This window comes from Allosphingosinicella sp. (assembly GCF_036387615.1).
Lineage (GTDB): Bacteria > Pseudomonadota > Alphaproteobacteria > Sphingomonadales > Sphingomonadaceae > Allosphingosinicella.
The window spans coordinates 1-26876 of the sequence record NZ_DASVTH010000020.1; the positions used below are offsets into that span (position 1 = coordinate 1).

27 protein-coding genes are annotated in these 26876 nt (G+C 67.7%); 12 read left to right on the plus strand and 15 right to left on the minus strand.

Going from position 1 to position 26876, the window contains the following annotated elements; genetic code table 11:
• Window positions 1-326: 326 nt before the first annotated feature.
• The 8 genes from VF631_RS02850 to VF631_RS02885 are packed head-to-tail and all read right to left on the minus strand — an operon-like array spanning window position 327 to window position 5871.
• On the minus strand, window positions 327-704 hold the full coding sequence (locus tag VF631_RS02850) for a hypothetical protein (protein ID WP_431848757.1): 378 nt from the start codon (window positions 702-704) through the stop codon (window positions 327-329).
• Window positions 692-1492 (minus strand): TrmH family RNA methyltransferase, encoded by an 801-nt coding sequence (locus VF631_RS02855; protein WP_431848758.1) that lies wholly within the window; start codon window positions 1490-1492, stop codon window positions 692-694. Before VF631_RS02855 ends, VF631_RS02850 begins: the two co-directional genes overlap by 13 nt.
• A gap of 28 nt (window positions 1493-1520) precedes the next feature.
• Complete coding sequence (locus VF631_RS02860) at window positions 1521-1790, minus strand: HPr family phosphocarrier protein (RefSeq protein ID WP_431848759.1); 270 nt, start codon at window positions 1788-1790, stop codon at window positions 1521-1523.
• Window positions 1790-2197 carry a PTS sugar transporter subunit IIA gene (locus VF631_RS02865; protein WP_431848760.1) on the minus strand — a complete coding sequence of 136 codons (408 nt, stop codon included), beginning with the start codon at window positions 2195-2197 and terminating at the stop codon, window positions 1790-1792. The genes VF631_RS02860 and VF631_RS02865 overlap by 1 nt, the downstream gene beginning before the upstream one ends.
• Window positions 2198-2206: 9 nt before the next feature.
• Window positions 2207-3136: an RNase adapter RapZ gene (rapZ, locus tag VF631_RS02870; protein ID WP_431848761.1), complete on the minus strand. Its 930-nt coding sequence runs from the start codon at window positions 3134-3136 to the stop codon at window positions 2207-2209.
• Window positions 3137-3150: 14 nt separating this feature from the next.
• Window positions 3151-3594: an HPr kinase/phosphorylase gene (locus VF631_RS02875; protein ID WP_431848762.1), complete on the minus strand. Its 444-nt coding sequence runs from the start codon at window positions 3592-3594 to the stop codon at window positions 3151-3153.
• Entirely contained in the window at window positions 3591-5171 is a 1581-nt protein-coding gene (locus VF631_RS02880) for an ATP-binding protein (protein WP_431848763.1), read from the minus strand. The genes VF631_RS02875 and VF631_RS02880 overlap by 4 nt, the downstream gene beginning before the upstream one ends.
• A complete protein-coding gene (locus VF631_RS02885; protein ID WP_431848764.1) occupies window positions 5158-5871 on the minus strand; it encodes a response regulator in 714 nt (237 codons plus the stop codon). Before VF631_RS02885 ends, VF631_RS02880 begins: the two co-directional genes overlap by 14 nt.
• Before the next feature lie 122 nt (window positions 5872-5993).
• Between VF631_RS02885 and VF631_RS02890 the strand changes: the two genes are divergently transcribed.
• The 4 genes from VF631_RS02890 (at window position 5994) to VF631_RS02905 (ending at window position 10448) form a co-directional block, all read left to right on the plus strand.
• Window positions 5994-6818, plus strand: a complete 825-nt coding sequence (locus tag VF631_RS02890; RefSeq protein ID WP_431848765.1) for an RnfABCDGE type electron transport complex subunit D — start codon at window positions 5994-5996, stop codon at window positions 6816-6818.
• Complete coding sequence (locus VF631_RS02895) at window positions 6815-8164, plus strand: DUF2330 domain-containing protein (RefSeq protein ID WP_431848766.1); 1350 nt, start codon at window positions 6815-6817, stop codon at window positions 8162-8164. The genes VF631_RS02890 and VF631_RS02895 overlap by 4 nt, the downstream gene beginning before the upstream one ends.
• A 134-nt stretch (window positions 8165-8298) precedes the next feature.
• Window positions 8299-9894, plus strand: a complete 1596-nt coding sequence (locus VF631_RS02900) for a phosphoenolpyruvate carboxykinase (RefSeq protein ID WP_431848767.1) — start codon at window positions 8299-8301, stop codon at window positions 9892-9894.
• 95 nt (window positions 9895-9989) lie between these two features.
• Entirely contained in the window at window positions 9990-10448 is a 459-nt protein-coding gene (locus tag VF631_RS02905; protein ID WP_431848768.1) for a hypothetical protein, read from the plus strand.
• 87 nt (window positions 10449-10535) lie between these two features.
• Here the strand turns inward: VF631_RS02905 and VF631_RS02910 are convergent, their stop codons facing one another.
• From VF631_RS02910 to VF631_RS02920, 3 genes are read right to left on the minus strand one after another with little or no spacing between them, the layout of a single operon-like run.
• On the minus strand, window positions 10536-10871 hold the full coding sequence (locus tag VF631_RS02910) for a VOC family protein (protein WP_431848769.1): 336 nt from the start codon (window positions 10869-10871) through the stop codon (window positions 10536-10538).
• 18 nt (window positions 10872-10889) lie between these two features.
• On the minus strand, window positions 10890-11537 hold the full coding sequence (gene lexA / locus VF631_RS02915) for a transcriptional repressor LexA (protein ID WP_431848770.1): 648 nt from the start codon (window positions 11535-11537) through the stop codon (window positions 10890-10892).
• 55 nt (window positions 11538-11592) lie between these two features.
• Window positions 11593-12540, minus strand: coding sequence for an N-acetylmuramic acid 6-phosphate etherase (locus VF631_RS02920; protein ID WP_431848771.1), 948 nt, complete (start codon window positions 12538-12540; stop codon window positions 11593-11595).
• A 101-nt stretch (window positions 12541-12641) separates the two neighbouring features.
• On the opposite strand from VF631_RS02920, the gene VF631_RS02925 reads away from it, so the two are divergent.
• The gene (locus VF631_RS02925; protein WP_431848772.1) at window positions 12642-13520 is read left to right on the plus strand and encodes a BadF/BadG/BcrA/BcrD ATPase family protein; all 879 of its coding nucleotides are present in this window, start codon (window positions 12642-12644) and stop codon (window positions 13518-13520) included.
• Here VF631_RS02925 and nagA read toward each other — a convergent pair.
• Both nagA and VF631_RS02935 read right to left on the minus strand, forming a co-directional pair.
• Window positions 13517-14659 (minus strand): N-acetylglucosamine-6-phosphate deacetylase, encoded by a 1143-nt coding sequence (gene nagA, locus VF631_RS02930; protein ID WP_431848773.1) that lies wholly within the window; start codon window positions 14657-14659, stop codon window positions 13517-13519. The genes VF631_RS02925 and nagA overlap by 4 nt on opposite strands.
• Window positions 14656-15705: an SIS domain-containing protein gene (locus VF631_RS02935; protein WP_431848774.1), complete on the minus strand. Its 1050-nt coding sequence runs from the start codon at window positions 15703-15705 to the stop codon at window positions 14656-14658. The genes nagA and VF631_RS02935 overlap by 4 nt, the downstream gene beginning before the upstream one ends.
• A gap of 52 nt (window positions 15706-15757) precedes the next feature.
• On the opposite strand from VF631_RS02935, the gene VF631_RS02940 reads away from it, so the two are divergent.
• From VF631_RS02940 to dacB, 7 genes are all read left to right on the plus strand, one after another.
• On the plus strand, window positions 15758-17158 hold the full coding sequence (locus tag VF631_RS02940) for an FAD-binding oxidoreductase (RefSeq protein ID WP_431848775.1): 1401 nt from the start codon (window positions 15758-15760) through the stop codon (window positions 17156-17158).
• 11 nt (window positions 17159-17169) lie between these two features.
• The gene (locus tag VF631_RS02945) at window positions 17170-18054 is read left to right on the plus strand and encodes a LysR family transcriptional regulator (RefSeq protein ID WP_431848776.1); all 885 of its coding nucleotides are present in this window, start codon (window positions 17170-17172) and stop codon (window positions 18052-18054) included.
• A gap of 70 nt (window positions 18055-18124) precedes the next feature.
• Window positions 18125-19159 carry an N-acetyltransferase DgcN gene (gene dgcN, locus VF631_RS02950; protein ID WP_431848777.1) on the plus strand — a complete coding sequence of 345 codons (1035 nt, stop codon included), beginning with the start codon at window positions 18125-18127 and terminating at the stop codon, window positions 19157-19159.
• A complete protein-coding gene (gene dgcA / locus VF631_RS02955) occupies window positions 19117-20106 on the plus strand; it encodes an N-acetyl-D-Glu racemase DgcA (protein ID WP_431848778.1) in 990 nt (329 codons plus the stop codon). The genes dgcN and dgcA overlap by 43 nt, the downstream gene beginning before the upstream one ends.
• A complete protein-coding gene (locus VF631_RS02960) occupies window positions 20103-21665 on the plus strand; it encodes an N-acyl-D-amino-acid deacylase family protein (protein WP_431848779.1) in 1563 nt (520 codons plus the stop codon). Before dgcA ends, VF631_RS02960 begins: the two co-directional genes overlap by 4 nt.
• 2 nt (window positions 21666-21667) lie before the next feature.
• On the plus strand, window positions 21668-22912 hold the full coding sequence (locus tag VF631_RS02965) for a dicarboxylate/amino acid:cation symporter (RefSeq protein ID WP_431848782.1): 1245 nt from the start codon (window positions 21668-21670) through the stop codon (window positions 22910-22912).
• A gap of 43 nt (window positions 22913-22955) precedes the next feature.
• Window positions 22956-24386, plus strand: a complete 1431-nt coding sequence (dacB, locus tag VF631_RS02970) for a D-alanyl-D-alanine carboxypeptidase/D-alanyl-D-alanine endopeptidase (RefSeq protein WP_431848780.1) — start codon at window positions 22956-22958, stop codon at window positions 24384-24386.
• Here the strand turns inward: dacB and VF631_RS02975 are convergent.
• Together VF631_RS02975 and VF631_RS02980 are read right to left on the minus strand one after the other, a co-directional pair.
• Entirely contained in the window at window positions 24383-25393 is a 1011-nt protein-coding gene (locus VF631_RS02975) for a serine hydrolase domain-containing protein (RefSeq protein ID WP_431848781.1), read from the minus strand. The genes dacB and VF631_RS02975 overlap by 4 nt on opposite strands.
• Window positions 25390-26844, minus strand: coding sequence for a permease (locus VF631_RS02980; RefSeq protein WP_431848783.1), 1455 nt, complete (start codon window positions 26842-26844; stop codon window positions 25390-25392). The genes VF631_RS02975 and VF631_RS02980 overlap by 4 nt, the downstream gene beginning before the upstream one ends.
• Window positions 26845-26876 lie beyond the last annotated feature (32 nt).

Consider the following 26876-nt stretch of genomic DNA (forward strand, 5'->3'; position numbering starts at 1 on the left):
CGTCACCGTGGACAGCCTGCGCCCCATCAAGGGCCGGGTGCGCTGGTACAAGGCAGGGCAGGCCGGCATCGTGTTCGACTCGCCGCTGCGCTTCGAGGAATTGGCCGAGTGGCTCGGCAAGCGGCTTGAAGTCGCGAGCCTCAAGACGGGCGCTTGGGACCGGGGAAGCCGCTGAGCCAGACGAACCGAGCTATTCGCTCATCCTGAGGAGGGACTGAGCGAAGTCGAAGGCCGGTCTCGAAGGATCGGCACTGTGCGTCCTTCGAGACGCCGGTTCGACAGGCTCACCGGCTCCTCAGGATGAGCGATGTGGGAACGAGCTCGACCTAATTGTCCCAATCCTGCCGCCGTTCGCCGCCGCAGCCTCGATAGGTCTCGCCGTCGGCGATCACCATCACCTGATCGGCATAGCCGTGGCCGCTCATGACGTCGTTGCAGCGGCCGTGCGTCACGTCGACGATCAGGCGCGCGGTTTCGTAGCGATGGCCGTTGAAGGTAGTGCGCGGATCGGGCCGAGCGACAGCGATCCGTTTCTCACCATAATTGCCGAGGTAATCGATCCGGCCGTTCGCGATCGTCACCGTCCAGTCCGGCTCCTGCCCGCGCGCGAAGTAGGTTTCGGTCTGGGAGCCGCTGGCGGGCGGGGGAGGGGCCATGCAGGCCGAGATCAGCAGCAGGAGCGGGAGCATCTTCAGCGACGCCATTGGTTGATCACCTCATAAGCCATAACGGCGGTTGCGACGGCGGCGTTGAGGCTGTCGGCCTTGCCGCGCATCGGGATTTTGACCAGCATATCGCACTCGCCTTCGTAGGCGGGGGGCAGGCCTTGCGCTTCGTTGCCGACCAGGATGAAGGCGGGCTTGCGGTAGCGCGGCTGCTGATAGTCGAGCGTCGCGTTGAGGCTGGTCCCGATCAGTTCGCCCCCGGCGGAGCGGAGCCAGGGCAGGAACTCCTCCCACGGGGCCGTAGCAATCATCTGCGTGAACAGCGCGCCCATGGTCGCGCGGACAGCTTCGACCGAGAAGGGATCGACGCAATCGTCGACCAGGATCAGCCCGCCGGCGCCGACCGCGTCACCGGTCCGCAGAATGGTTCCGAGATTGCCTGGATCGCGGAGCGACTGCGCGACGATCCAGAGGTCTGCGCTTGCTCGATCGAGCCGGTCGAGCCCCGTCGGGAACGCCTCGAACACGCCGATCACCGTGCCCGGATTGTCCTTGCCGGAGAGCTTGCCAAGAATGTCCGCATTGGTCTCGATCACGTCCCCGTCGGCCGCCTCGATCTGCTCGATCAGGGTGCGGAGCAAGGGGTGAGGCGGCTCTGCGCCGTTGAAGAACAGAATGCTGGGCAGGAAGCCTGCCTCCCGTGCTTCGGTGAGGATGCGCAGCCCTTCGGCGATGAACAAGCCTTCCAGCCGGCGCTGCTTCTTGTCGCGCAAGCCCCGCACCTGTTTGACCAGCGGGTTGGAAAAGGCGGTGATCAGGCGGGGCATGACGAGGTGGGCGGGCTCGGCCGCCGCATCATTCCTCGCCGAACTTGTTCTCGACGAGCTCAGCGAGCGCCGCCACCGCCGCTTCCGCTCCGTCCCCCTCGGCGCTGATCGTGATGCTGTCGCCCTTGGCGGCGCCGAGCATCATCAAGCCCATGATCGAGGTGCCGCACACCTTGGAGCCGTCCTTTTCTACCTCGACCGCAGCGTCCTGTCCGGCGGCGAGCGTCACGAACTTGGCGCTGGCGCGGGCGTGGAGGCCGCGCTTGTTGAGCACGGGGACGGTGCGGCTGGTGACCATCAGGCGGCCGCTTCGCCCAGGATTTCGGACGCGACCGAGATGTACTTGCGCCCCGCCTCACGCGCGGCGGCGACCGCTGCCCGCACTTCCATGGTCTTGCGCGCGCCTTCCAGGCGAATCAGCATCGGCAGGTTCACGCCCGCGATCACCTCGATTTCCTGGCTGCGCATCAGCGAGATGGCGAGATTGGAGGGCGTGCCGCCGAACAGATCGGTGAGGATGATGACGCCACGGCCGGCGTCGACTCGCGCGATCGCGTCCGCAATGTCGTTGCGGCGCGCTTCCATGTCGTCCTCGGGGCCGATGCAGATCGCCTCGATCCGCTCCTGCGGGCCGACCACATGCTCCATCGCGGTGATGAATTCGGACGCGAGCCGCCCGTGGGTAACCAGCACCAGACCGATCATCGAAACACCTTAATTCACCGCCTCTGCGCGTTGCGCGCCTTCGATCACGTCGCGCGGCAGCGTCCCCAAATCCCGGTGTTCGATGGTGGGCGAAAATCCCGCTTCGCGCAACCTTGCCGCCACGCGCTCGGCGACATGCACCGATCTGTGACGCCCGCCCGTGCAGCCGAACGCGATCGAGACATAGGATTTCCCCTCGCTCTCGTACCGGGGAAGCAGGATCAGGAGCAGCTCCTCGATCCGGCCCACCGCCTCCGCGTAAGCCGGATCGGTCGCGATATACTCGCCCACCGGCCGATCGAGACCGGTCATCGGACGCAGCGAATCCACCCAGTGCGGATTCTTGAGAAAGCGCATGTCGAATACGTTGTCGGCATTGCGGGGAATGCCGCGCGCGAAGCCGAAAGACATCACGTGAAGCGTGGCGCCGCGCTGGGCGGTCGCGAAGCGCTGGCGAATCTGCTGCTGGAGCGCGTTCGAGTCGGTGTCGGTGGTGTCGATGACGTGATCCGACCAGCGCCTGAGCGGCTCCATCAGCTGGCGCTCGGCCGCGATGCCGTCCAGCGCCGGTCGGTCCAGCGCGAGCGGATGACGCCGGCGGGTTTCGGAATAGCGGCGGAGGAGCTCGCCGCCGGCGCAGTCGAAGAAGAGAGTCTCGACTGGATAGTCGCCAGCCTGGGTCAGCTCCTTGATCTGCTGCACAAGACGCTGCGCGTCGAAACCCCGGGTGCGGCTGTCGATGCCGAGGGCCAATGGACGGCGGCCCCGCCCGGCGCCCTTGGCGAGCGGCGTCGAGAGCAAATCCTCGAGCAACGAGAGCGGAAGGTTGTCGACCACCTCCCAGCCGATATCCTCCAGGGTTCTCAGCGCAGTCGATTTTCCGGCGCCGGACAGGCCGGTCACGAGCAAGATGCGATTGGGGGCTGCGCTCTTTCTCAATCGAGGCTCGTTTGTCAGCCGGGCGGCAGCCCGAACAGGCGGAGCGCCACCTCTACCTTGATCGGCGCGGACGCCTCAAGCGCGTTCAGGGCGACGACCGGGACCTGCACGCCGGCGATCCAGATCGGCTCGCGTGGCTCGGGCATGCGCACCACCTCGAGGTTGAGGTCCACGAACAGGCATACCGGCATGTCGCTTTCGTGGGGAAAGGGGAGAATGCCGAGTCCGCGCACTTCCATCCGGCCCTCGATATTGGCCGGCGCGCGGGCGAGCAGCCGTCCGGAAACGCGGCGGACCACCGTGTAATCGTCGCTGACCAGCACGGCGCCGCGATCGACAAGGCGCAGCGCCAGGTCCGACTTGCCCGAGCCGGAGCGCCCCGAGATCAGAACGGCGCGCCCGTCCTTGGCGACGCAGGAGGCGTGCAAGGTCTCGGACGATAACAGCGAAGCACTCATGAACCCACCCCCGGAAAGCGCAAGGCGAAGCGAGCGCCGGAGCGCCCGTCGCGGCGATCCTCCGCCGTGATCCGCCCGTCGTGACCCTCGACGATCGCCTTCGCGATCGCAAGGCCGAGGCCGGAATGGCGGCCGAAAGCTTCGCCATCCGGTCTTATGCTGTGGAAGCGGTTAAAGATCGCTTCCCGGGCTTGTGGCGGAACGCCGGGGCCTTCGTCCTCGACGGTGACGGTGACTTCCCCGTCGACGCTCGAGGCGCAGATCTCGACCAGGCTGTCGGGCGGCGAGAAGGAGATGGCGTTGTCCACGACGTTGTCGACCGCGCGGGCGAGCCGCGAGGCCTCGCCCATGATGACGGCGGTGCCGACACGCGGGCGGGCGAAAGCGATCTGCACCCGTCGAGCGGCCGCGCGCTCCTCCCAGATCGGCAACAGGTTTTCGACGAGGTTGCCGAGGTCCACCGACTCGAACCGGGTGCGGCTGAGTTCGGCGTCGAGGCGCGACACCTCCGCAATGTCGACGATCAGGCGATCGAGGCGGACGACATCGTGCCGGACGACATCGAGCAACCGGCGGCGAAGCTCCGGATCGTCAACCCGATCGAGGCTGTCGACGGCCGATCGGAGGGAGGCGAGCGGGTTCTTCAGCTCATGGGTGACATCGGCGGCGAAGGCCTCGGTCGCGTCGATGCGGTAACGCAGCGATCCGGTCATGTCGTGAAGGGCGCGGGCAAGGAGGCCGATTTCGTCCCGGCGGGCGGGGAGGCGCGGCACGTCCACCTCCCGTGCGCGGCCGAGGCGGACCTGGTGCGCGGCCCGGGCGAGGCGGCGAAGCGGAAGCGCAATGGTGCGGGCAAGGAACAGCGACAGCAGCACGGAGAGCAAGGTCGCCGCCAGCAGCACCAGCCCGAGGCGGAGTCGTTCGGCGCGGACGATCCGGGTGACGTCGCGGGCGTTGATGGTGGCGAGCAGCACGCCGCCGCTCGCCTGGTTGGCGGTGACGGGCGCAACCGGAACGGCGGCGGAGATGACCGGCGTCAGGTCTCGGGCGTCGCGCACACGGGTGGCAAGCGGCGCGCCCTTCGTGACCGCTGCGGCTTCCGGCCAGGAAAGCAGGCGGTCGCGCGCCGGCTCCTCAAAAGGGGCCAGGCCCTCGGCGCCGGCCACGAAGTTCACCGCGCGGTCCAGCGTTCGTGCGGCTTGGCGCTGCCAGGGCTGCCCTTCGGGATCGCGCAGCGTGTAAGTGGGGCGGGCGCCTTGCCAGCTATCGAACGGAGCCGCGCCGGGCCGTTGCCGCGGATAAACCCGCAGCCGCAGCCCAGTGAGGCTTCCCAGGCGGCGCAGGAGGCCGGGCCTGCTTTCGAGCGGCGCTGCGGCCGCGGCCTGGGCCACCAGCCGGGCCTGATCGGCGACCTGCTGAACGCGCTGGTCGAGCAGGCGGTCGCGATAGCTGTCGAGGTAGAAAAAGCCGCCGGCCAGCATCAGCAGCGCCAGGATGTTGACGGCGAGGATGCGCGCGGTGAGCGGGATCCGGCCCGACCAGCGCAGCCTCAGCTCCTCATCGTCATTCCTCGGCAAAGCGGTAGCCTACGCCGTAGAGCGTCTCGATCGCCTTGAAGCTGTCGTCCACCGCCCGGAACTTGCGCCGCAGCCGCTTGATGTGGCTGTCGATCGTGCGATCGTCGACATAGATGTCGTCCTGGTAGGCGACGTCCATCAGCTGGTTACGGGATTTGACGACGCCGGGGCGCTGGGCGAGAGCTTCCAGGATCATGAACTCGGTAACGGTGAGCGTCACGTCCCTGCCGTTCCAGCCGACGCGATGGCGCGCCGGATCCATGCTGAGGCGCCCGCGCACGATCTGGACCGGCTCGGCTTCGCCGTCACCGGGATCGGCGGCGGGAGCCTCTCGCATTTCCGTCCGGCGCAGGATCGCTCTGATCCGCGCGATCAGCAGCCGTTGGGAGAAGGGCTTGGCGATATAATCGTCGGCGCCCAGCGCAAGGCCGAGCGCTTCGTCGAGCTCGTCATCCTTGGAAGTCAGGAAGATGACCGGCATCGCGCTCTTTTCGCGCAGGCGCCGGAGCAGCTCCATGCCGTCCATGCGCGGCATCTTGACGTCGAGCACGGCAAGGTCGGGCGGGTTGTCGGTCAGCGCCTTGAGCGCGGTCTCGCCGTCCGAGTAGAGCCGGGTCAGGAAGCCCTCGGCCTGCAGCGCGATCGAGACGGATGTCAGGATGTTGCGGTCGTCATCGACCAGCGCGATCGTTGCTGTCACCCCCGAAGGTGCTTTCCGTTCGATCCTGGCACGACCGGAGACTAGCGAAACGCGAATATCAGCGCAAATCGCGCTTTGCGCGATGATGTGGCAATGTTACATCCTGCCTGGGAGGTTTGGCGTTGAACGCAGCCCGGGTGATTGTCGCAGCTTTTGTCGCGGATGCGCGCCACGTTCAGCTTGCCGCGCTTGCCACGCTCGTTCTGCTGTCCAACTTCTGGTCGGATTTCGGCTCCGGCCCGGCGAGCTTCGCGGCGGCGGCGGCGGGGACCTTGTCCGCCCAAGCCGTGTTCGCGCGACTCCACGGCCAGGCGGTCGAGTGGCGCTCGGCGCTGATCACCGCCTTTTCGCTGGCGCTGCTGCTGCGGGCTCCAACGCCGTTCTGGCACCTCGCCGCCGGCTTCGCCGCCATGTCGAGCAAGTTCCTGATCCGGGTGAACGGCAAGCACCTGTTCAACCCGGCCAACCTCGCCGTCGTCGGCGCGATCCTGCTGTTCGACGCACCTTGGATCTCGCCTGGCCAGTGGGGCCAGGTCGCCTGGGTTGCGGGGCTGATCGTCGTGTTCGCGGCGCTGGTGCTCGGCCGCGCCCGGCGGCTCGACATCGCGCTCGCCTTTCTGCTTTCCTATGCCGGGCTGCTGCTTGCTCGCGCGTTCTACCTTGGAGATCCGATCGAGATCCCGCTGCACCAGCTGCAATCGGGCGCGCTGCTGATCTTCACCGGCTTCATGATCACCGATCCGCGCTCGACCGCGGACCACCGGGCGGGGCGGATCGGCTTCGCGATCGCAGTCGCCGCGCTCGCCGTCCTTTTGTCGATCAAGTTCCAGCTGGTCGGCGCGCCTTTGTTCGCGCTTGCGCTGCTTTCCCCGATCACGCCGCTGATCGACCGCTTCCTTCCCGCCCGGCGCTTCGAATGGCGTCCTAAAATGGAGTCCCTCGCATGAGACTGCGCCTGCTCGCCGCCGCCGCCGCCGCATTGCTCGCCGCCTCGCCGGCATCCGCGTTCTGCGGCTTCTATGTCGCCAAGGCCGACACCAAGCTGTTCAACCGCGCATCCAAGGTGGTGCTGGCCCGCGACGGCAACCGTAACGTCATCACAATGGCGCCGGATTATCAGGGCAGTTTGCGCGATTTCGCGATGGTGATCCCGGTTCCGACCCTGATCCAGCGCAACCAGATCAACGTTGCCGACCCGGCTTTGGTCGAGAAGATCGACGCCTATTCGGCGCCGCGACTGGTCGAATATTTCGACAGCGATCCCTGCAATCCGCCGCCTCCTCCCCCGCCGGTGGCGATGTCCGCGGAGTCGACGGTCCAGGTGACAGGATCGCGTGTTCGCCGTGCGAATGCGCTCGGTGTGAAGATCGAAGCGCAGTATCAGGTCGGCGAATATGACATCCTGATCCTTTCGGCCAAACAGTCGGGCGGGCTCGTCACCTGGCTGACCGAGAATGGCTACCGGATGCCGCCCGGCGCCGGGCCGACCGTGGCCAGCTACCTGAAGCAGAACATGAAGTTCTTCGTCGCCAAGGTGAACCTTGATCGTCAGGCCGCGGCGGGCGTTCAGCAACTTCGCCCGATCCAGGTGGCCTACGAGCATCGCAAGTTCATGCTCCCGATCCGGCTCGGCACCGTCAACGCCGCCGGCCCGCAGGAACTGTTCGTGTTCGCGCTGACGCCGAACGGACGGGTCGAGACCACCAATTATCGCACGGTGAAGCTGCCGTCGGACCTCGACGTGCCGGTGTTCGTGAAGGCGCAGTTTCCGGCTTTCTACAAGGCGATGTTCGGGACGGCTGTGAACCGCGAGCAGATGCGGGCGGTGTTCCTGGAATATGCGTGGGACAGCCGCTCTTGCGACCCTTGCTCGGGCGAGCCGCTGCGCGACGATGAAGCGCGCAAGCTCGGCGCCATGTGGCTTGCCGGCGAGAACCGGGACCGTGGCGTGTTCGTGACGCGGCTTCACCTGCGCTACACGCGCGATACCTTTCCGGAAGATCTGATGCTCCAGGAAACGAGCGACAGTTCCAACTTCCAGGGACGCTATGTGCTGCGCCACGCCTACACCGGTCCGGCGCGCTGTGAGGCGGGTCGGCGCTACAAGCAGGATCTGGTGCGCCGCTGGGACAAGGAAGCCCAGACCCTCGCCAACCTGACCGGCTGGGGCATCAACGACATTCGCGGCAGAATGAAGCTGAGCGGCAAGGCGCCGGAGCCGGAAGCCTGGTGGGACAAGCTGTGGGGCAATCTCCAGCACGGCCTCGCGCGGATCACCTCCGCCTTCGTTTAGGCGATCGGAGCGGCGGCCGATCCCGGCCCGGGCAGGCACGGCGGCCAGCCTTTACGGGATCGGCGCTTTATGATTATGCGCGGGGCACGATCCGAGCGGCCCTGGCGCCGCCCCCGTCTATACAGGAGAACCAAGTGGCCAACCGCGTGCCCGCAGCCGGGCTTGCCGATCTGGGCGTCGAGACGTCCGCCGACATCCACTGGAATCTCGGCACCGCTTCTCTGGTCGAGCAAGCGATCGTGCGCGGCGAAGGCCTGCTTTCCAAGGACGGTCCGCTGGTCGTCCAGACCGGCAAGCATACCGGCCGCTCCGCCAAGGACAAGTTCCTCGTCCGCGATGCCGAGACCGAGGATACGATCTGGTGGGACAACAACAAGGCGATGCGACCTGAGCATTTTGCGGCGCTGAAAGCGGACTTCGTCGCGGCGCTAGGGACCAAGCAGACCTTGTTCGTGGCCGACCTGTATGGCGGATCGCAGCCCGAGCACCGCGTCAACGTGCGCGTGATCAACGAACTCGCCTGGCACAATCTGTTCATCCGCACCCTGCTGGTCCGCCCGGAAGCGGCCGAGCTGCAGGGGTTCACACCCGAGTTCACGATCATCGATCTGCCGAGGTTCGTCGCCGATCCCGAGCGCCACGGCTGCCGCTCCGAAACCGTGATCGCGGTCAGCATGTCCGAGAAGCTCATCCTGATCGGCGGGACGGCCTATGCCGGCGAGATGAAGAAGTCGGTGTTCGGCGTGCTCAACTATCTGCTGCCCGCCAAAGGCGTGATGCCGATGCACTGCTCGGCCAACATCGGCGCAGACGGCCGCACGGCCGCCTTCTTCGGCCTCAGCGGCACCGGCAAGACGACTTTGTCCGCCGATCCCGCCCGCACCCTGATCGGCGATGACGAGCATGGCTGGTCCGACACCGCCGTGTTCAACTTCGAGGGCGGCTGCTACGCCAAGATGATCCGGCTTTCGGCCGAAGCCGAGCCGGAAATCTACGCCACCACCCGCCGCTTCGGCACAGTGCTCGAGAATGTCGTCGTCGACCCAGAAACGCGCGCGCTCGACCTGAACGATCCGAGCCTCGCCGAGAACAGCCGCGGCGCCTATCCGATCGACTTCATCCCCAATTGCTCGGACGATAATCTCGGCCCGCCGCCGAGCAACATCGTCTTTCTTACGGCGGACGCGTTCGGCGTGCTGCCGCCGATCGCCAAGCTTACGCCGGACCAGGCGATGTATCATTTTCTGAGCGGCTACACCGCCAAGGTGGCGGGCACCGAGATCGGCGTCACCGAGCCCGAAGCGACCTTCTCGACCTGCTTCGGCGCACCGTTCATGCCGCGCCACCCGAGCGTCTACGGGAATCTGCTCAAGGAGCGGATCGCTAGGGGCGGAGTCGATTGCTGGCTGGTCAATACCGGCTGGACCGGCGGCAAATATGGCGTTGGCAACCGAATGCCGATCAAGGCTACGCGCGCCCTGCTCAACGCAGCGCTCGACGGCAGCTTGAACAACGCCGAATTCCGCACCGACGAGAATTTCGGGTTTGAAGTCCCCGTCTCCGTTCCCGGCGTCGACAGCGCGATTCTCGACCCACGCGAGACCTGGGCCGACAAGAGCGCCTATGACGCGATGGCCGCCAAGCTGGTGAAACTCTTCATCGACAATTTCGCCAAGTTCGAAGCCCATGTCGATCAAGGCGTCAGGCAAGCAGCACCAACCGCAGCCTGACGCTCCAGCCACATCCACTTTTCACGAGGGAGCGCGTCGGCGGCGGCCGGCGCGCTCCTTTTCTTTTGCGCGACTGGAATCCGGGAGGAGCGATAATGATAGACCATGCACCGCGGCTGTTCGCAAACGACGATGCGGTCCGGCGGATAGGCGAGGGGCTTGTCGCTTGCGCGCTCGCCCGGCCGGACTGGACCCACGAAGCCCATGTCGCCGCCTGTCTCTACCTGATCGTCGAGCGCCCGGACGTGCAGCCCGAGCGCGACCTGCCGGCCATCATCCGCCGCTTCAACGAGAGCGTCGGCGGGGTGAACGACGAGACGCAGGGTTATCACGAGACGATCACGCAGTTTTACATCCGTGCCGTCCGCGTCTTCCTCGCCCGCACCGACCCCGCTTTGCCGCTGGCGGCGAAGGTCAACGCGCTGTTGCTTGCGGATGAGGGGAGCCGGGACTGGCCGCTCCGCTTCTACACGCCCGAGCGGCTCTTTTCGGTCGAAGCGCGGCTCGGCTGGGTCGAACCGGACCTCGCGCCATCCTTGTCCTACCCCCGGTAGCGTCGGCTTCAGTGCTCCTGTGAAAGCAGGAGCCTAGACCCGGGCATTTCTGGGTTCCTGCTTCCGCAGGAACACGGGCGGCGATCTCTACCCGCTTCGGACGGCCGCGACTTCGTTTCCGCTCGGATCGCGGAAGTGAAAGCGGCGGCCACCCGGAAAGGCGAAGATCGGGCGGACAACGGTGCCGCCAGCCGCCGTCACGCCGGCGAGAGCCGATTCCAGATCGTCCACTTCAATCACCGGAAGCGGCGCCGCCGTCGCCTCGGCCGGGTCGCCCTGCAGCCCCAGATCGGTGTCGCCGCTGATCGTCGCCGCATAACTCGGGCCGAATGCGGTCAGGCTCCAGCCGAACAGCTGCTCGTAGAAGCTTCGCGTCGCGGCCAGATCGGAGACCGGCAGTTCGACATAGTTGAGCCTTGCCATCGCTCGTCGCTCCTCGCGTTAGTAGCGCCGCAGCAGCCCCGACAGCCGGCCCTGGATCTGGACCTGTTCGGGACGGTAGCGCTGCGGATCGTAGCGGCGGTTGGCGGGGTCGAGGCGGATCATCTGGCCCTCGCGGCGGAACGTCTTGAGCGTCGCTTCCTCATTGTTGATGAGGGCCACCACGATCTCGCCGTCGCGCGCCGTGTCGGTCTTGCGAATGAGCGCATAATCGCCGTCGAGAATGCCTTCCTCGACCATCGAATCGCCCGCGACTTCCAGCGCATAATGCTCGCCCGGGCCGAGCAGGGCGGCGGGGACGGCGAGGCTTTCCGTGCCCTGCAACGCCTCGATCGGGGTGCCGGCGGCGATGCGGCCGTGGAGCGGCAGCTCGACAATGTCATTGGCCGCGATCGGGAGGGTGACCGGCGGCTTGGCCGGCGCGGCCTTGCCCGCGTCCGGCATCTTGACCACCTCCAGCGCGCGCGCCCGGTTCGGCAGGCGGCGGATGAAGCCGCGCTCCTCGAGCGCGGAGATCAGACGGTGCACGCCCGACTTGGACTTGAGCTCCAAAGCGTCCTTCATCTCCTCGAAAGACGGCGAGACCCCGCTTTGCGACAGGTGATCGTGAATATAGCGGAGAAGCTCATTTTGCTTGCGCGTCAGCATGCCGGGCCCTCATCCAGAACGAATAAGGAACGTGTAGGAAACGTTACGGCTCGTGTCAAGCGCGCGACATGGCAGGTCCTTCCTCGCTCGTTGGACGGGCGTGACTGGCCGCCAGTTGGCTCCGGACCTCGCCTAGGGCGCCGCGCAAATCGTCGCCATTCTCTCGCAGCAGCCGGGCAGCCACGTCCGGCCCGGAGCCGAGCGCGATCAAGGCGGCGAGCTTCACTTTGCCGCCGGCCTGACCGAGCGCCCGGGCGGCGGGTGCCTGGTCGACGCCGCTGATCGCGCATATCATCTCGACGGCGCGCTGCTGCAGCTTGTGGTTGGATACCCGCATGTCGACCATCAGCCCTTTGTAGATGCGGCCAAGCCTCAGCATGGTGGCGGTCGACAGGACGTTGAGCGCGATCTTCTGTGCCGTACCCGCTTTCATCCGGGTCGAGCCGGCCACCACTTCCGGCCCGGTCTCGAGGAAGATCGGGTGCTCGGCGGCTTCCAGCAGCGGCGTTCCGGCATTGCTCGATATTCCAATGGTCAGTGCGCCCGCGGCCGTTGCCGCCCGCACGACGCCGACCGTGTAGGGGGTGCGCCCGCTGGCGGCGACACCGATCACCACATCGCGTGCGCCGGCCCCGACCCGATCGATCTCCGCCTCGCCCGCCGCGCCGTCATCCTCCGCGCCCTCGACGCTGGTGAGGAGCGCCTCCATGCCGCCGGCCAGCGCGTAGACGGTGCGCTGCTCCGGCCAATCATAGGTAGGGCCGAGTTCGACGCCGTCCTGCACGGCGAGCCGCCCTGACGTGCCCGAGCCGGCATAGATGAGCCTGCCGGTGCCGCCGCGCAGACGATCGGCCGCTGCTTGGGCTGCCGCCGCGATAGCGGCGGCCTGCGACTGCACCGCGGCGGCGGCGGCAAGCTGCGCTTCCAGCATGGCCTGCACGGCCTCGCCCGTGGTCCAGAGGTCCAGGTCGGCGTATCTCGAGCTGATCAGCTCCGTCGTCACTCCGGTCTCCATCGCTTAACGCGGCTATGATCTTTTTTGGCAGCGATGCTACACCTTCCTAATCCGAAGCGCGCGGTTGCGACCCTAGGTTCGAGAGGGCCATGGAATATTATCTCGGTATCGACGCCGGCGGGACGCATACCCGCGCGCGCCTGGTCACGGCCGAGGGAGAGGTGATCGGCAACGGGGAGGCCGGCCCGGCGAACACCCGCATCGGCCTGCCGGAGGCGCTCGGCGCCGTGGAGGACGGCTACCTGCAGGCGCTGAGCCAAGCGGGGCTCGGTGCGTCGGACCTTCAGGCGGTGAGAGCGGGCCTCGGCATCGCCGGGCTCAACCGCAGGGGCGTGCTGCCGAGCCTCCAGGAGCATGACTTCCCCTTCCGCTCGATCGCCTTCGCCAGCGATGCCGCCATCGCCAATCTCGGCGCGCATGCCGGCGGGGACGGGGCGATCGTCATCGTCGGTACTGGCAGCATCGGCTTCGCGCGGGTCGGGGAGGAGGTCTACACGATCGGCGGCTACGGCTTTCCCGTTTCGGACGAAGGAAGCGGCGCGGATCTGGGCCTGAGAGCCATCCGCCGCTCGCTCTGGGCGCGGGACGGGCGCACCCCGCACAGCGCCATGACTCAGGAGATACTCGACTATTTCCATGGCTCGGCCGGGGAGATCGTAGACTGGACCGGCCGCGCCACGCCGACCGACTATGCCGCCTTTGCGCCAATGGTGATGGACCACGCCTCCGCGGGCGACCCGATCGCCGAGGAGATCGTCCAGGCCGCCGCCCACCGCCTCGACCGGCTGATTCGCGTGCTTCTCGAAAAGGGCGCGCCGAGCTGCTGCGTGATGGGGGGAGTGGCCGCTCGCATGCGCGACTGGCTCGCCGCCAGCATTCGCGAGCGGCTGAGCGAACCGCTCGGCGATGCGCTGGACGGCGCAATCCACCTTGCGCGAACGAGGGCCGCGGCCAAGGAGCCGGTTTAGGTCCGCTCAGCCGCGCCGCCGATCCAGGTCTCGACGACTCTTCTGCCGCTGTCCATCAGCACGAAATCGGCATGCGCACCCGCGACTATCGAGCCGCGACTATCGGCGCGCCCGATCGCGCGCGCCGGCGACTCGCTCGCCATCCGCGCCGCCGTCGCGAAATCGACCCCCATCATCGTCTCGGCGTTGCGGACAGCCGATGCCATGTCGAGGTCGGACCCGGCGAGCGTTCCCGCCGCGTCCGTGCAGCGGCCGTCCTGGGCCACGATGCGCCTTCCGCCGAGCCGGAATTCCTTCACCTCCGATCCGACGGTGGGCATGGCGTCGGTGACGAGCGCGAGCTTTTCCGCGCCCTTCGCCCTCAGCGCCACCCGGAGCGCGGCCGGGTGGACGTGATGTCCATCCACGATCAGCCCGCACCAGCTGCCCTCGTCGCTCAGCGCCGCGCCGACCGCGCCGGGCGCGCGGCTGCCGAGCTGGGTCATCGCGTTGTAGAGGTGGGTGAAGCCGGCAAGTCCCTCGTCCAGCGCCGAGCTCACCTGCTCGAAGGTGGCGTCGGTATGACCCGCCGCGACGACGATCCCGCGTTCGGTCAGCGCCCTCACCGCTCCGGGCGGCGCCAGCTCCGGCGCCAGCGTCACCAGCGTGCGGCCCCGCTTCAGCGACGACAGGACCTCGATGGCTTGCTCGTCCAGCAGCCTGAACTTCCCCGCATCGTGGATGCCTTTCCTGGCGGGATTGAGGAACGGACCTTCGATGTGGATGCCGAGGATGCCGGGCACGCGCCGCTCGATCGCATCGTCGACCGCCGCGATCGCGCGCGCGACCACGTCGAGATCGTCGCTGATCAGGGTTGGAAGCAGCCCGGTGGTGCCGAAACGGCGATGCGCGCGTGCGATTGCGGCGATGCCGTCGACCGTCGGCTCAACGTTGAACAGCACGCCCCCGCCGCCATTCACCTGCAGGTCGATGAAGCCAGGGAGGAGATCTCCGTCAAGCTCGCGTCGTTCGGCCTCGATCGGGCAGTCGCGAGCGGGCAGCACTTGGAGGATCATGCCGCCGTCGAGCAGAACAGCTCGGCCGCTCTCAAAGCCGTTCGGCGTCAGCACCCGCCGGGGAAGAAGCGCCCGGAGGCTCATCGTGTTTCCGTCACTTTTCGAAGATGGGGCGGCCGGTCGGGGTCAAGCCCGCGCGCAAGGCTCAGCCGCGCAGCGAACCTGTAGAAGGCCTGGATGGTGGCGATCGGTGCGAGCGCCGGGTGCGCATCGCCGAGTGCGGGGAGCGACAGCGCGCCCGGAGCCGTTCCGCCCGCGATCAGCACCCGTGCGCCACGCGCGGCGAACTCCGCGGCGAGCGGTGCGAATGCGTCGGCCCCCTCGTCGTTCGGCACCAGCATCAGCACCGGGAAGCCTTCGCCGACGATCGCCATCGGCCCGTGCCGCACTTCCGCCGCGCTATAGGCTTCGGCATGCAGGCCGCAGGTCTCCTTGAGCTTGAGCGCGGCCTCCTGCGCCATGCCGAGCCCGAGGCCGCGCCCGATCACATACAGATTTTTGGCGCCGAGTAGCGCAGGCAGGGCAGGGGACCAGTCGAGCGCCCAGGCTTCGCGCAGCAGGGTTGGCGCAGCGGCAAGGGCGGCTTGAAGCTCATCGTCCTGGATCCAGGCACCGACAATCCGGGTCACGACCAGCAGCGATGCGATGAAGCTCTTTGTCGCAGCCACGCTCCGCTCCGGCCTCGCAAGCATCGCGATCGTCTGCTCGGCGACACCGGCGAGGGGGGTGTCCGGCTCGTTGACGATCGCCACCACGAACGCCCCCGCTTCGCGCGCGGCGCGGGCGGAGGCGACCAGGTCGGGGCTCTTGCCCGACTGCGAGATGGCGAGGAACAAGGCGCCGTCGAGCCTGCGCCAGTTGGTCCCGTAGACGGACGAGGTGGAGGGCGCGAAGGACGCGACGGGCGTTCGGACCCGCATTTCGATCAAATATTTTGCAAAGGTCGCCGCGTGGTCCGAGCTCCCCCTTGCGCAGGTGATAACCATCGCAGGATCGAGCATGCGAAGCGTCTCGCCGAGCCGCTGCATCTGCTCGGCGAGCCCGTCCAGCTGACGCTCTGCGACCTCGGCCGCCTCTGCGGCTTCGGAATGCATCAGCGTCTGCTCGGGCATTCGCACGTTGTCACTCATCGCCCTCATCCGATAAGCGGTTGAAGCGATGCAGCAAGTCCAGCCTGCCGGTATGGCTCAAGAACATGTCAGGGCCCTCGCTGCGGCGCTGTCCGACTCCTTCGCCGATCGCCTGCTGACCAGCCCGGCGGCGCTCGCCCAATATGCGGGCAGCGAAAGCCATCACGGCGAGCGTGCGCCCGACCTGGTGGTGCGACCGCAGAGCGTGGAGCAAGTGCAGCAGATCGTCCGAGCAGCCGCCGATCACGGTGTGCCGGTGGTCCCCTGGGGCGCCGGCACCTCGCTGGAAGGCAATGCCGCGGCCGTAGCGGGCGGGCTTTGTCTCGACCTCTCGGCCATGGACCGCGTCCTCGAGGTCAGCGCCGACGACCTGCTTTGCGTCGTCGAGCCCGGCGTCACCCGCGAGCAGCTCAATGCGGAGCTGCGCGCCACCGGCCTGTTCTTTCCCGTCGATCCTGGCGCGGACGCGACGCTCGGGGGCATGATCGCGACCCGCGCAAGCGGCACCAATGCGGTCCGCTACGGGACGATGCGCGAGAACGTCCTCGCCCTGAAGGTGGTGCTTGCCGACGGAACTCTGATCCGCACCGGAAGCCGCGCCCGCAAATCCTCGGCGGGATATGACCTGACGCACCTTTTCGCCGGATCGGAAGGGACGCTGGGCATCATCGTCGAAGCCACGCTCCGGCTCCACGGCTTGCCCGAAGCCGTGCTGGCCGGCACCTGGCCGTTCGAGACGCTTGACGGCGCCATCCAGACCGTAATCGCGACCATCCAGTCGGGCATTCCGGTCGCGCGGATGGAGTTGCTCGACCCTGCGGCGATCCGCGCCTGCAACCGTTACGCCCAGCTCGATCTGCCGGAGCGACCCACCTTGTTTATCGAGCTGCACGGCTCTCCTGCCGGAGTCCAGGAGCAGCTTGCGATGATCCAGGCGATCGGCGCCGAGCTTGGCGGCGGCGAACTCGCCCGCGCTGCGGAGACAGAAGCGCGGGCGCGGCTCTGGAAGGCGCGACACCAGGCGCTACCGGCCGCGCGCGCGATGGTTCCCGGGGCAGTGACATGGGTCACGGACGTTTGCGTGCCGATCTCGCGCCTCGCCGAAGCCATCGCCCAGGCGCAGAGCGCGATCGCGGAGAAGGGATTGCTCGCGCCCATCCTCGGCCATGTCGGGGACGGCAACTTCCACGTCTTCTTCGTCCTGCATCCCGACGATGAGCGCGCCTGGGCGGCGGCCCACGAGGTGAACGACGCGATGATCGAGCATGCCTTGTCCGTCGGCGGCACCTGCACGGGCGAGCACGGCATCGGCATCGGCAAGCGCGAGGCGCTGGTGCGCGAGCATGGGTCCGAAGCCGTCCTTCTGATGCGCCGCATCAAGGACGAGCTGGATCCGAATGGGCTGCTCAATCCGATGAAGCTCTTCGGCGACAGCTTGCCCCGCGCGCGCTAGACCTGCGCGCAATGAACCTGCGTCACATCGAAATTTTCCACGCGGTCTACGTAAACGGCTCGGTCAGCGCCGCCGCCCGTGCGCTGAATGTCTCCCAGCCCTCGGTATCGAAGATGCTCCGCCATGCCGAAAGCCTGCTCGGCTTCCAGCTGTTCCAGCGCACCAATGGCGGCCTGGTCCCGACGCAGGACGCGCACACCCTGTTCACTGAAGTCAGCGAGATCCAGGACCGCGTGCACGCGTTGCGCGAGGCCGGCCGCAACCTTCGGCGCGGCGTCGGCGGCATGCTCCGCATCTCGGCGCTGCCGTCGCTCGCGCTGGATGCGATCCCGACCGCCGTCGCGCGATTTCTGCGCACCCACGATTATGTGAAGTTCGACCTCCAGACCGTCCATCACGACGATCTGCTGAGAAAGCTTTACGAGCGCGAAGCCGACGTTGCGATCGCCTATCAGGTGCCGCCGACGGCGCCGCTCGCGCATCGCTGGCTGGGCGAGGGCGAACTGGTCCTGCTCTATCGCGAAGAGGACATGCCCGACGCGCCGCCGCGGATCGAGCTGGAGCGCCTCCGGGGCAAGCGCTTCATCAGCCTGGCGACCAGCGGCCCGATCGGCCAGCTTTTCACCCAGGAGCTTCAGCGGCTCGAGCTGGAGCTGGACGAGGTGGTGTCGGCGCGGACCTTCTACATCGCCTCGGCGCTGGTCCGGCAGGGCGTCGGCATGGCCGTAGTCGACAGCTTCACCGCGCAGGCCGCGCTCGGCCCGGGGCTCGCGATGCGCCCGCTGAAGCCTCAGCTGACCTTCGACATCAACGCCATGTTCCTGATCAACCGCCCTCCCGGCGCGTTGGCGACCGACTTCCTCAAGACCTTGTCGCGGGTGATCGAGGCTCCATAACGCGAGGCTATGGCGGGCCCGTCACTCGCTATGCGCTGGAGGAAAGGGGCGGGGATACGTTTCCGACCCGATGATCCCGGCGCCCTTTCTCCTCTACCTCGGCCGCAGCGCGGACGCGCTCGGGATCAAGACCTCGCGCGGGCTTGCGGAATTCAGGCGCGAGGATTGCGTTGGCGAGTTCCGGCACGACGATTGCCCGCAGACGCTGGGGCTCGCGCGGCTGACCATGGCCGAGGCGGCGGCGAGGGGCGCACGCACGCTCGTGCTCGGCATTGCCGGTGCCGGCGGCAAGCTCCCGGACGAGCTCATCGAGGACGCGGCCACGGCGCTGAACGCAGGAATGAACGTCGCCGCCGGATTGCATGAGCGGCTGCGCGATCAGCCCCGGCTTGCGAGCCTGGCACGGGAGCATGGGCTCAAGCTCTTCGACGTGCGCGATCCGCCGCCCGATCTGAGCGTCGGCAAGGGCTATCCGCGCGCCGGCCGCAGGCTGCTCACCGTCGGCACCGATTGCTCCGTCGGCAAGATGTACGCGACCCTGGCCCTGACGCAGGCGCTGCGCGAGCGCGGAGTCCGCGCGGATTTTCGAGCCACAGGCCAGACCGGCATCCTGATTGCTGGCGAAGGCGTGCCGGTGGATGCCGTCGTCGCCGATTTCATTTCCGGCGCGATCGAGCAGCTTTCCCCTGCCCGGGAAGACGACGGGTGGGACCTTATCGAAGGGCAGGGGTCGCTCTTCCATCCCTCCTTCGCCGGTGTCTCGCTCGGGCTGCTCCACGGAGCGCAGCCGGAAGCGCTGGTGCTCTGCCATGAACCCGGACGCGCGCACATGCGCGGCATTCCGGGCCGGTCGCTGCCGGATCTGGCCGAGTGTCTGGACCGCAATCTCGAGGCCGCGAGGCTGACCAGCCCAAGCGTGCGCGCCGTCGGCATCTGCCTCAACACCTCGGCCATGGAGCGCGACGCGGCGCTGCGGCTTTGCGCCCGTGCCGAGGACCAGCTCGGCCTTCCTTGCACCGACCCCATCGCCTTCGGGGTCGAAACCATCATCGACCGCTTGCTATGCCCCGCACCCTTCGCGCTCAGCACGACCGCTTCGAGCTGAGCCAGCCGTTCCGGATCGCCCGCGGCGTCAAGACGGCCGCGGACGTGATCACGGTAACGATCGGTGAAGGCCAGGTCGAAGGCCTTGGCGAGGGCGTTCCCTATCCGAGATATGGCGAAAGCGTGGAGAGCGCCCTCGCCGCGATCGAACAAGCGCGGTCGGTGATTGAAAGCGGCGCGGGCCGTGAGGAGCTGCTGGCCACCATGCCAGCCGGCGCCGCGCGCAACGCGCTCGATTGCGCCTTGTGGGACCTGGAAGCGCGCCTTTCCCGCCGCAGCGTCGCCGAGATGATCGGGAATCCTGCGCCCGGGCGCCTCGCCAGCGCGCTCACCGTCGTGATCGACGCTCCCGAGGCGATGGGCCGGGCGGCAGCCGCGCTGGCGCATGCGCCGCTGATCAAGGTCAAGGTCGACGCGGACGCTCCGGAGGCGCAGATCCGCGCCGTCCGCGCCGCCGCTCCTCATGTCGGCCTCATCGTCGACCCGAACGAGAGCTGGGATCGGAAACTGGTGGAGGCGATGCAATCCCTGCTGGTGGAGCAGAGGGTCGCGCTGCTGGAACAGCCCGTGCCGGCGGGGGAGGACGAATGGCTGGAGGACTTCACTCCATCGGTTCCGATCTGCGCGGACGAGTCCGTGCATATAGCCGCCGACGTGCCGCTCCTTGCCCGCCGCTACCAGGCGGTGAACGTGAAGCTCGACAAAGCGGGCGGGCTTACTTCAGCGCTTGCGCTGGCGAGGGCCGCTCGTGAGAATGGCCTTGGTCTCATGACCGGCTGCATGGTGAGTTCCTCCTTGTCGATCGCGCCCGCGCTCCATGTCGCGCGCCTGTCCGACTTCGTCGACCTTGACGGCCCGATCTGGCTCCGTGAGGATCGCGCGGGCGGCGTGATCGACGAGGGCGGGTTTCTTCTTCCTCCGGCGCCCGGTTTCTGGGGAACGTCGTGAAGCTCAGCCGTCTGACGTTCTTGGTTTCGGCATCCCTCTCCAGCCTGGGGGCCGCGCCTGCGCCGCAGGTAGATCTGCTGATCCGTGGCGGTACGGTCTTCACCGGCTCCGCCGCTCCGTTCAGGGGCGATGTCGCAATTTCGGAGGACCGCATTCGTGCGGTCGGCCGCAGGCTCTCGCTTCCGGCGCGCCGAACGATCGACGCCCGCGGCATGATCGTCGCGCCGGGGTTCATCGATCCTCACACCCATGCCGGCGAGCAGCTCGCCTCCGACGACCGGCAGGTCCGCCTGATCCCCGGTTTCCTGATGCAGGGCGTCACCACCGCCTTCATCGGCAATGACGGGCGCGGCAGTCCGGACGTGGCGGCGGTGCTCGGAAGTGCGGGAGGCAAGCCGGTCGGTGTCAACTTCGCGACCTATGTGGGCCTCGATCCCGTGCGCAAGCAGGTGATCGGGGAGGGGGATCGCGCGCCGACCGCCGCGGAGCTCGCCCGCATGAAGTCGCTGATCGCGAGCGCCATGTGCCAGGGAGCGCTCGGCTTCTCGACCGGGCTTTTCTATGCGCCGCAGAGCTTCGCCAAAACGGACGAGGTGGTGGCGCTGGCGCGGGAGGCGGCGCTGCGCGGCGGGGTCTACGACAGCCATATCCGCGACGAATCCAGCTACAATGTGGGCCTCGCAGCTGCAGTCGACGAGGCGATCGCCGTCGGCCGCGAGGCGCGGATGCCGGTCAACATCTCCCATATCAAGGCGCTCGGCGTTGACGTGCAGGGCCAGGCGCCGGCCATCATCGCCAAGGTCGAGGCCGCCCAGCACGCCGGCCAGAAAGTGACGGCCGACCAATATCCCTGGTCCGCGAGCGGAACGAGCCTGGTCTCGTCGCTGATCCCGCTCTGGGCGCAGGATGGCGGCCGCCCGGCTTTGCTGAAGCGGCTCGACGACCCAGCCTTGAGGGAGCGGCTGCGCAGCGGCGTCGCCGACAATATGCGCCGCCGCGGGGGGGCGGCCTCCTTGCTGATCACGCAAGGGGCCGAGAAGGGAAAAACCCTTGCCGATGTGGCCAAGGTGCGCGGCTTGGATCCAATCGCTGCTGCCACCGCGCTCATCCGGGTCCAGGACTCGGCGGTGGCTTCGTTCAACCAGACCGAGGCAGACATCGCCGCCTTCATGCGCCGACCCTGGGTGATGACCGGCTCCGACGCCTCGGCCGGGCACCCGCGCGCCTATGGCAGCTTCGCCCGCAAATATCGGGAATATGTCGTCGCGCGGAAGGTGATCGCGCTCCGCGACTTCGTCGAGCGCAGCACCTCGCTCACCGCCGACACGTTCGGCCTCGCCGGACGTGGGCGGCTGAGGCCCGGCGCCTACGCCGACATCGTCGTTTTCGATCCGAAGCGCTTCGCCGAGCGGTCCACCTATGAGCAGCCGACCTTGCTCGCCACGGGGGTACGCACCGTCCTCGTCAACGGGGTGGTCGCCGTCGACGGTGGCGCGCTCACCGGAGCGGCGGCCGGACGCGCGCTCGCCCACGCGCCGCCGCGCGGGACCTGCCCTTGAACATGCTGCGCGGCTGGTTCGCCATTCCCCTCTGGAAGCGGGTTCTCGGCGCGCTGGCGCTGGGTCTGATCTTCGCGTTGGTCTGGCCGGAAGCGACGCCGGCGGTTCAATTCATGGGCGACCTGTTCGTGCGCGCGATCCGAATGCTCGTCGTGCCGATCGTGCTCGTCACCATCGCAGCGGGGATCACGGCGCTGGGCGACCCGAAGCGGATCGGCGGCCTGGGCGGACGCACCGTCGGGCTGTTCGCCTTCACGACAGCGATCGCCGTCTCGGTCGGCATGGCGGTCGCGAGCCTCGTCCGGCCCGGGGCGGGCGCCCCGCTCGGCAACGCCGCGCCTCATGCCCTCGGCACACCTCCCACGCCCTATGAGCAGCTGATCGGCATCGTGCCGACCAACATCGTCGACGCGTTGGCTAAAGGTGACATGCTGGCGATCATCTTCGTCGCCATATTGCTCGGCATCGGGACCCTGGTGGCCGGCGAGGCGGGTCGTCCGTTCGCAGCGCTCCTCCAATCCGCCTCGACGGTGCTTCTCAAGATCGTCGGCATCGTCATGGAGGCGACCCCGTTCGGCGTCTTCGCGCTGATCGCCAACGCCGTCGCGGCGAACGGCGCAGCGGTGTTCGTCAACGTCGGCTGGCTGGCGCTGGCGGTAGTAATCGGCTCGGCGATCCAGATCCTGATCGTTCACAGCCTCATCCTGAAGTTCCTCGCGCGCGTGCCGGTCGCACGCTTCTTCCGCGGGATAATCGACGCGCTGGTCGTCGCTTTTTCGACGGCGTCGAGCTCGGCGACCCTGCCGGTCGCGATGCGCGTGGCAGAGAGGAATCTAGGGATCGCCGCACCGGTTTATTCGACCACGCTCCCGCTCGGCGCCAGCATCGGCAAGGACGGCACCGCCATGTATGTCGGCCTGCTGAGCATGTTCGCCCTGCAGGCGTTCGGTACGCCGTTGACGCCCACCGTATATGCGCTCGTCCTGTTGACCGGCGCGCTGGCCGCATTCGGAACCGCCCCGGTGCCCTCCGCTTCGCTGTTCATGCTCGCCGCCGTGCTGTCGGCTGTCGGCATTGCGCCCGAGCAGACCGCGCTGGTGGTCGGCTTCGTGCTCCCGTTCGATCGCCTGCTCGACATGACCCGCACGGTGCCGAGCGCCAGCGCCAACCTCACTGTCGCCACCACCGTTGCGCGCTGGGAAGGGGAGCTGGACGAGACGGTGCTCCGCTCGAAACCTCAGACCTGATGGTGGTCAGCTGATCATGCAAGGACATCGGACCGGGTGGCGCGTGGCTCTGCTCGCGCTCGCAATCTGCACCGCTGCGCCGGCTGGCGCGCAGTCGCTGCAGGAGCGAGTGGAGGCTCGGATTGCGCAGGTCGGGCCGGGGCCGCGCTTCGGGCTCGTCGTCGCTGACGCGGACGGCCGCGAGCTGATCGCGATCAACCCCGACCAGCGCTTCATCCCGGCTTCCAACACGAAGATATTTACGACCGCGGCTGCGTTCGATGCGCTCGGCGACGTCGACGGGCCCGACGCGGCGGGGGGCGCTTCGGTGCGGCTGGAGGGCGGGCGCGTTCCTGATGTGGTGCTGACAGGGCATGGCGATTCCCGGCTGTCCGCCGCTGCCGATTGCAGCGCCAACTGCCTGGCGATGCTGGCCGATGCGGTCGCGGCCAGAACAAGGACCGTCCGCAATGTGGTCGGTGACGACAGCCTGTACCCCGATCAGCGCTGGGGCGAGGGGGTGAGTTGGGAGGACCTAGCGACCCGCTACGGGACGGCGGCGTCCGCACTGACGCTGGACGACAATGAACTGGTGCTGCGTGTCCTTCCGGGCACGCCGGGGAAGCCGCCGCGGATCGAGCATCTCGGCTATCTCAAGATCGACAACCGCGCATCCACGATCCCGGCCGGCGCCACCGCGCTTCGGGTCGATCGGCTGCCGGGGAGCGATGTCGTCCGTCTTCACGGCACGATCGCCGCCGCTGCCGAGCCTGCGACGCTTCGCCTCGGCATCGACGACCCGGCCCATTTTGCCGCCTGGCGCCTCAAGTCCCTGCTCCAGGCGCGCGGCGTGCGTGTTTTGGGGTCGGTTGCCGCGCGTCATCGCCCCTACCGGCCCGCCGACGATCCGAAGGTGCGGGGCGCAGCGCCGCCGCCGCGCCCGCCTGAACCGGAGGCGCTGGCGCGCCTGACCCCACCGCCGCTCCGGGCCGATCTGGGCGTGATCAACAAGGTCAGCCAGAATCTGCATGCCGAGCTGATGCTCCGCCGCGTCGGTCTTCGCGCGGGCACCGGTTCGATCGAGGACGGCTTGGCCGGCGTGCGTTCGATGCTGGAGCGAGCGGGCGTGCCGCGCGCCAGCGTCGACCTGTCGGACGGCTCCGGGATGTCAGTGTACAACCGCGTCGCGCCGCGTGGACTGACGACACTCCTGCGCTGGATCGCCGCGCAGCCCTTCGGCGCGGCTTTCCGCGAGACGCTGCCGATAGGCGGGATCGACGGCACGCTGGCCAAGCGCTTCGCCGGAGGGCCGCTCGAAGGACGAGTCTTCGCCAAGACCGGGACCCTTTACGGGACCAACGCGCTATCGGGATACCTGCTGGCCAAGTCGGGACGGACGTTGACCTTCTCGGCCTTCGCCAACGACGTGCCGGAGGGGGTGAGCGGGACGAAGATCATCGACTCGGTGCTGGAGCTAATCGCCGAGGCGAATTAGCCCCAGCTCTGGATCACCGCATTGCCGGTGGCGGAGCGCAGTTCCCCAATGCCGCTCTCGCGATGGCGCGTGGGATGGACGCGGTTGGTGAGCAGTGTCCAGGCGAGCCCGCGATCGAAGTCGATCCAGAGGCCGGTGCCGGTGAAGCCGGTATGGCCGATTGTTTCGGCCGAACAGGCATTGCCGCCGTGCCAGCCGGGAAAGCGTTTCTCCCACCCGCAGGTGCGGTTGGCATGCACGGGCGTACGCATCGTCGCGATCATCGCCGGGGACGCCCCGCTACCGTCGAGCAAGCCCTGCCCGTAGCCCAGCACCCCCGCGATCGTGCCGAACAGCCCGGCATGGCCCGGCGCGCCGCCCAGCGCCCAGGCATTCTCGTCATGCACCTCGCCCTTCATTACGCTGCCGCGCCAGGTGCAGGCCTCGGTCGCCACCGCCGGCCCGGGTGGCGGTCCGTAGGCGAGCCCCGGTCCGAGCGGCCAATCCGACAGCCACCTGCCGGTGATCCGCTCGATGGCGATGCCGAGCAGGATGTAGTTGATGTCGGAATAAACGGGCGGACCGTGCCGCCACTCACGCTGGAGCACGAAGGCTCTGAGCCGTGCCGGATCGTCTCCGTAAGTGTAGATCGGCTCCACAGCCGGCAGGTGCGTGCGGTGGGCGAGGCAGTCGCGAAAGGTCAGGCGGCGCTCGGCCGCGCCTGCAACGTCATATTGGCGAAGATCCGGGATCGCGTCGGTCAACGGCCGGTCGAGCCCAAGCCTGCCTTCCTCCGCCAGTTTCAGGATCATCGTTGTCGTGGCGATCACTTTGGAAACGGAGGCGAGATCGAACCAGTGGTCCTCAGTGAGCGCTTCGGGCTGCGGCAGCAACGCCGCCATGCCCGCCACGCGCACCGCCCGTCGACCTTCGGCATCTACGATCCCGAGAGCCGCGCCGGGGATGCGCCCGCTCGCCACCGCCTCGCCGGCGGGTGCGAAGGCCTGCTCTGCAGTCTCGTCGATCATGCCGCCTCGTCGTCCGGCGGCCTTGCCCGCGCCCGGGCGATGAGGGGCAGAAAGAGGAGAGCGGCCAGGCTCAGAACTCCCGACAGGATGAAGAACAGGTCGAAGCCGCGATAGCCCGCCTGGTCCAGCCGCTCAACGATCGCGCCGCCGGCGCCCGACAGCAGCCGCGGCAGCAGGAAGGCAAAGCCGGACAGGAACGCATATTGCGCTCCCGGGTAGCGCGGGTTCACCAGCATCGACAAGTAGACGACGAATATGGTCCCAGCCATCCCATTGCCGAACTGGTCCGCGGCGGTGGCAATGTAAAGCCAGAGCTCCTGCTTCGGCTGGTACGCGAGCCAGACAAAACCGAAGTTGCCGATTGCCGCGAAAATTGCGCCAACGGTGAGCGCCCAGGCGAGCGGCCATCGGGCAGCCATGAGTCCGCCGAGCGCCACGCCCGTGATGCTTGCGACCAGGGCAACGTAGCTGTCGGCAAGGCCAATCTGGGTGAGACTGTAGCCCAGGTCCTTGATCATCAACTTGGACAGGCCAAGCGCGAGCACGTCGCCCATCCGGTAGATCGAGACGAACGCCATCAGCGCGAGCCCCATGAAGCCATAGCGCCAGAAGAAGTCGACATAGGGGCCGATCGCCACCGAGCGGCGCCAGGGCGCGTCGGGCGGCAGCTTCCTGATTTTTGGGACCGCAGCGGCCATAATCAGGAACGGCAGCATGCAGATGGCCAGCACATAGGGCGTGACGTTGGTCTTGCCGCTGATGCCGATCCCGGAGGCCGCGGTGAGCAGGAGCCAGCCGATCGCCGCCGTGGCCGCGGTCAGGGCCAGCAGGATTGCGACGCTGGCGGCTATTCCGGCAATGAGAGCGCCCGTCCGGCTGCCGCCATGGCCCGGGTCGGGTCGCATCGAGGCCAGCAGCGGAAAGGGGAGAAAGGCTGCCGTTCCGATCGCGAGATAGGCGCCTGCCCAACCCCAGCCCGGCTGATCGGCGATCAACAGCGCGCCGCTGCCGGCCGCCACCATCGCCGAGCGGTAGCCCCACAGGTTGGCCGCCGCAATCGGGCCCTGTTCTTCCTGGGTCGGCGCAAGCTCGATGCGCCAGGCGTCCGCGGCGACCTCCAGCGTCGTTGTCCAGAAGGCGAGCAGCACCGCGAACAAAGCGGTGATCCACAGATTCTCGTCCGACGAGGTCAGCCCCATCGTCAGCATCGAACTGAAAATGCCGAGCTGCGACAGCATGATCCAGCCGCGCCTCTTGCCCCAGAAGCGGCCGAAGCCCGGCACTTCGAAGCGGTCGAGCAGCGGGGCCCACAGGAACTTGAAGGTGGGGAGCAGCTGCACCCACGCGAAGAAGCCGATCACCACCAGCCCAACCTCGTGCGCCTGCAGCCTGAGCGAGAGCACGGTCGAGAACATGTAGAAGGGCAGCCCGGCCGAGAAGCCGAGCATGATGTAGAGCGCCTGCCGCCCGAAGCCGCGTGGCA

Excerpts from the sequence above, each read along its gene's own strand:
- VF631_RS02850 (WP_431848757.1), bottom strand. The coding sequence starts at position 704 with ATGGCGTCGCTGAAGATGCTCCCGCTCCTGCTGCTGATCTCGGCCTGC.
- VF631_RS02855 (WP_431848758.1), bottom strand. The coding sequence starts at position 1,492 with ATGCCCCGCCTGATCACCGCCTTTTCCAACCCGCTGGTCAAACAGGTG.
- VF631_RS02860 (WP_431848759.1), bottom strand. The coding sequence starts at position 1,790 with ATGGTCACCAGCCGCACCGTCCCCGTGCTCAACAAGCGCGGCCTCCAC.
- VF631_RS02865 (WP_431848760.1), bottom strand. The coding sequence starts at position 2,197 with ATGATCGGTCTGGTGCTGGTTACCCACGGGCGGCTCGCGTCCGAATTC.
- VF631_RS02875 (WP_431848762.1), bottom strand. The coding sequence starts at position 3,594 with ATGAGTGCTTCGCTGTTATCGTCCGAGACCTTGCACGCCTCCTGCGTC.
- VF631_RS02895 (WP_431848766.1), top strand. The coding sequence starts at position 6,815 with ATGAGACTGCGCCTGCTCGCCGCCGCCGCCGCCGCATTGCTCGCCGCC.
- VF631_RS02905 (WP_431848768.1), top strand. The coding sequence starts at position 9,990 with ATGATAGACCATGCACCGCGGCTGTTCGCAAACGACGATGCGGTCCGG.
- VF631_RS02910 (WP_431848769.1), bottom strand. The coding sequence starts at position 10,871 with ATGGCAAGGCTCAACTATGTCGAACTGCCGGTCTCCGATCTGGCCGCG.
- lexA (WP_431848770.1), bottom strand. The coding sequence starts at position 11,537 with ATGCTGACGCGCAAGCAAAATGAGCTTCTCCGCTATATTCACGATCAC.
- VF631_RS02925 (WP_431848772.1), top strand. The coding sequence starts at position 12,642 with ATGGAATATTATCTCGGTATCGACGCCGGCGGGACGCATACCCGCGCG.
- nagA (WP_431848773.1), bottom strand. The coding sequence starts at position 14,659 with ATGAGCCTCCGGGCGCTTCTTCCCCGGCGGGTGCTGACGCCGAACGGC.
- VF631_RS02935 (WP_431848774.1), bottom strand. The coding sequence starts at position 15,705 with ATGAGTGACAACGTGCGAATGCCCGAGCAGACGCTGATGCATTCCGAA.
- VF631_RS02940 (WP_431848775.1), top strand. The coding sequence starts at position 15,758 with ATGGCTCAAGAACATGTCAGGGCCCTCGCTGCGGCGCTGTCCGACTCC.
- VF631_RS02945 (WP_431848776.1), top strand. The coding sequence starts at position 17,170 with ATGAACCTGCGTCACATCGAAATTTTCCACGCGGTCTACGTAAACGGC.
- dgcN (WP_431848777.1), top strand. The coding sequence starts at position 18,125 with ATGATCCCGGCGCCCTTTCTCCTCTACCTCGGCCGCAGCGCGGACGCG.
- dgcA (WP_431848778.1), top strand. The coding sequence starts at position 19,117 with ATGCCCCGCACCCTTCGCGCTCAGCACGACCGCTTCGAGCTGAGCCAG.
- VF631_RS02965 (WP_431848782.1), top strand. The coding sequence starts at position 21,668 with ATGCTGCGCGGCTGGTTCGCCATTCCCCTCTGGAAGCGGGTTCTCGGC.
- VF631_RS02975 (WP_431848781.1), bottom strand. The coding sequence starts at position 25,393 with ATGATCGACGAGACTGCAGAGCAGGCCTTCGCACCCGCCGGCGAGGCG.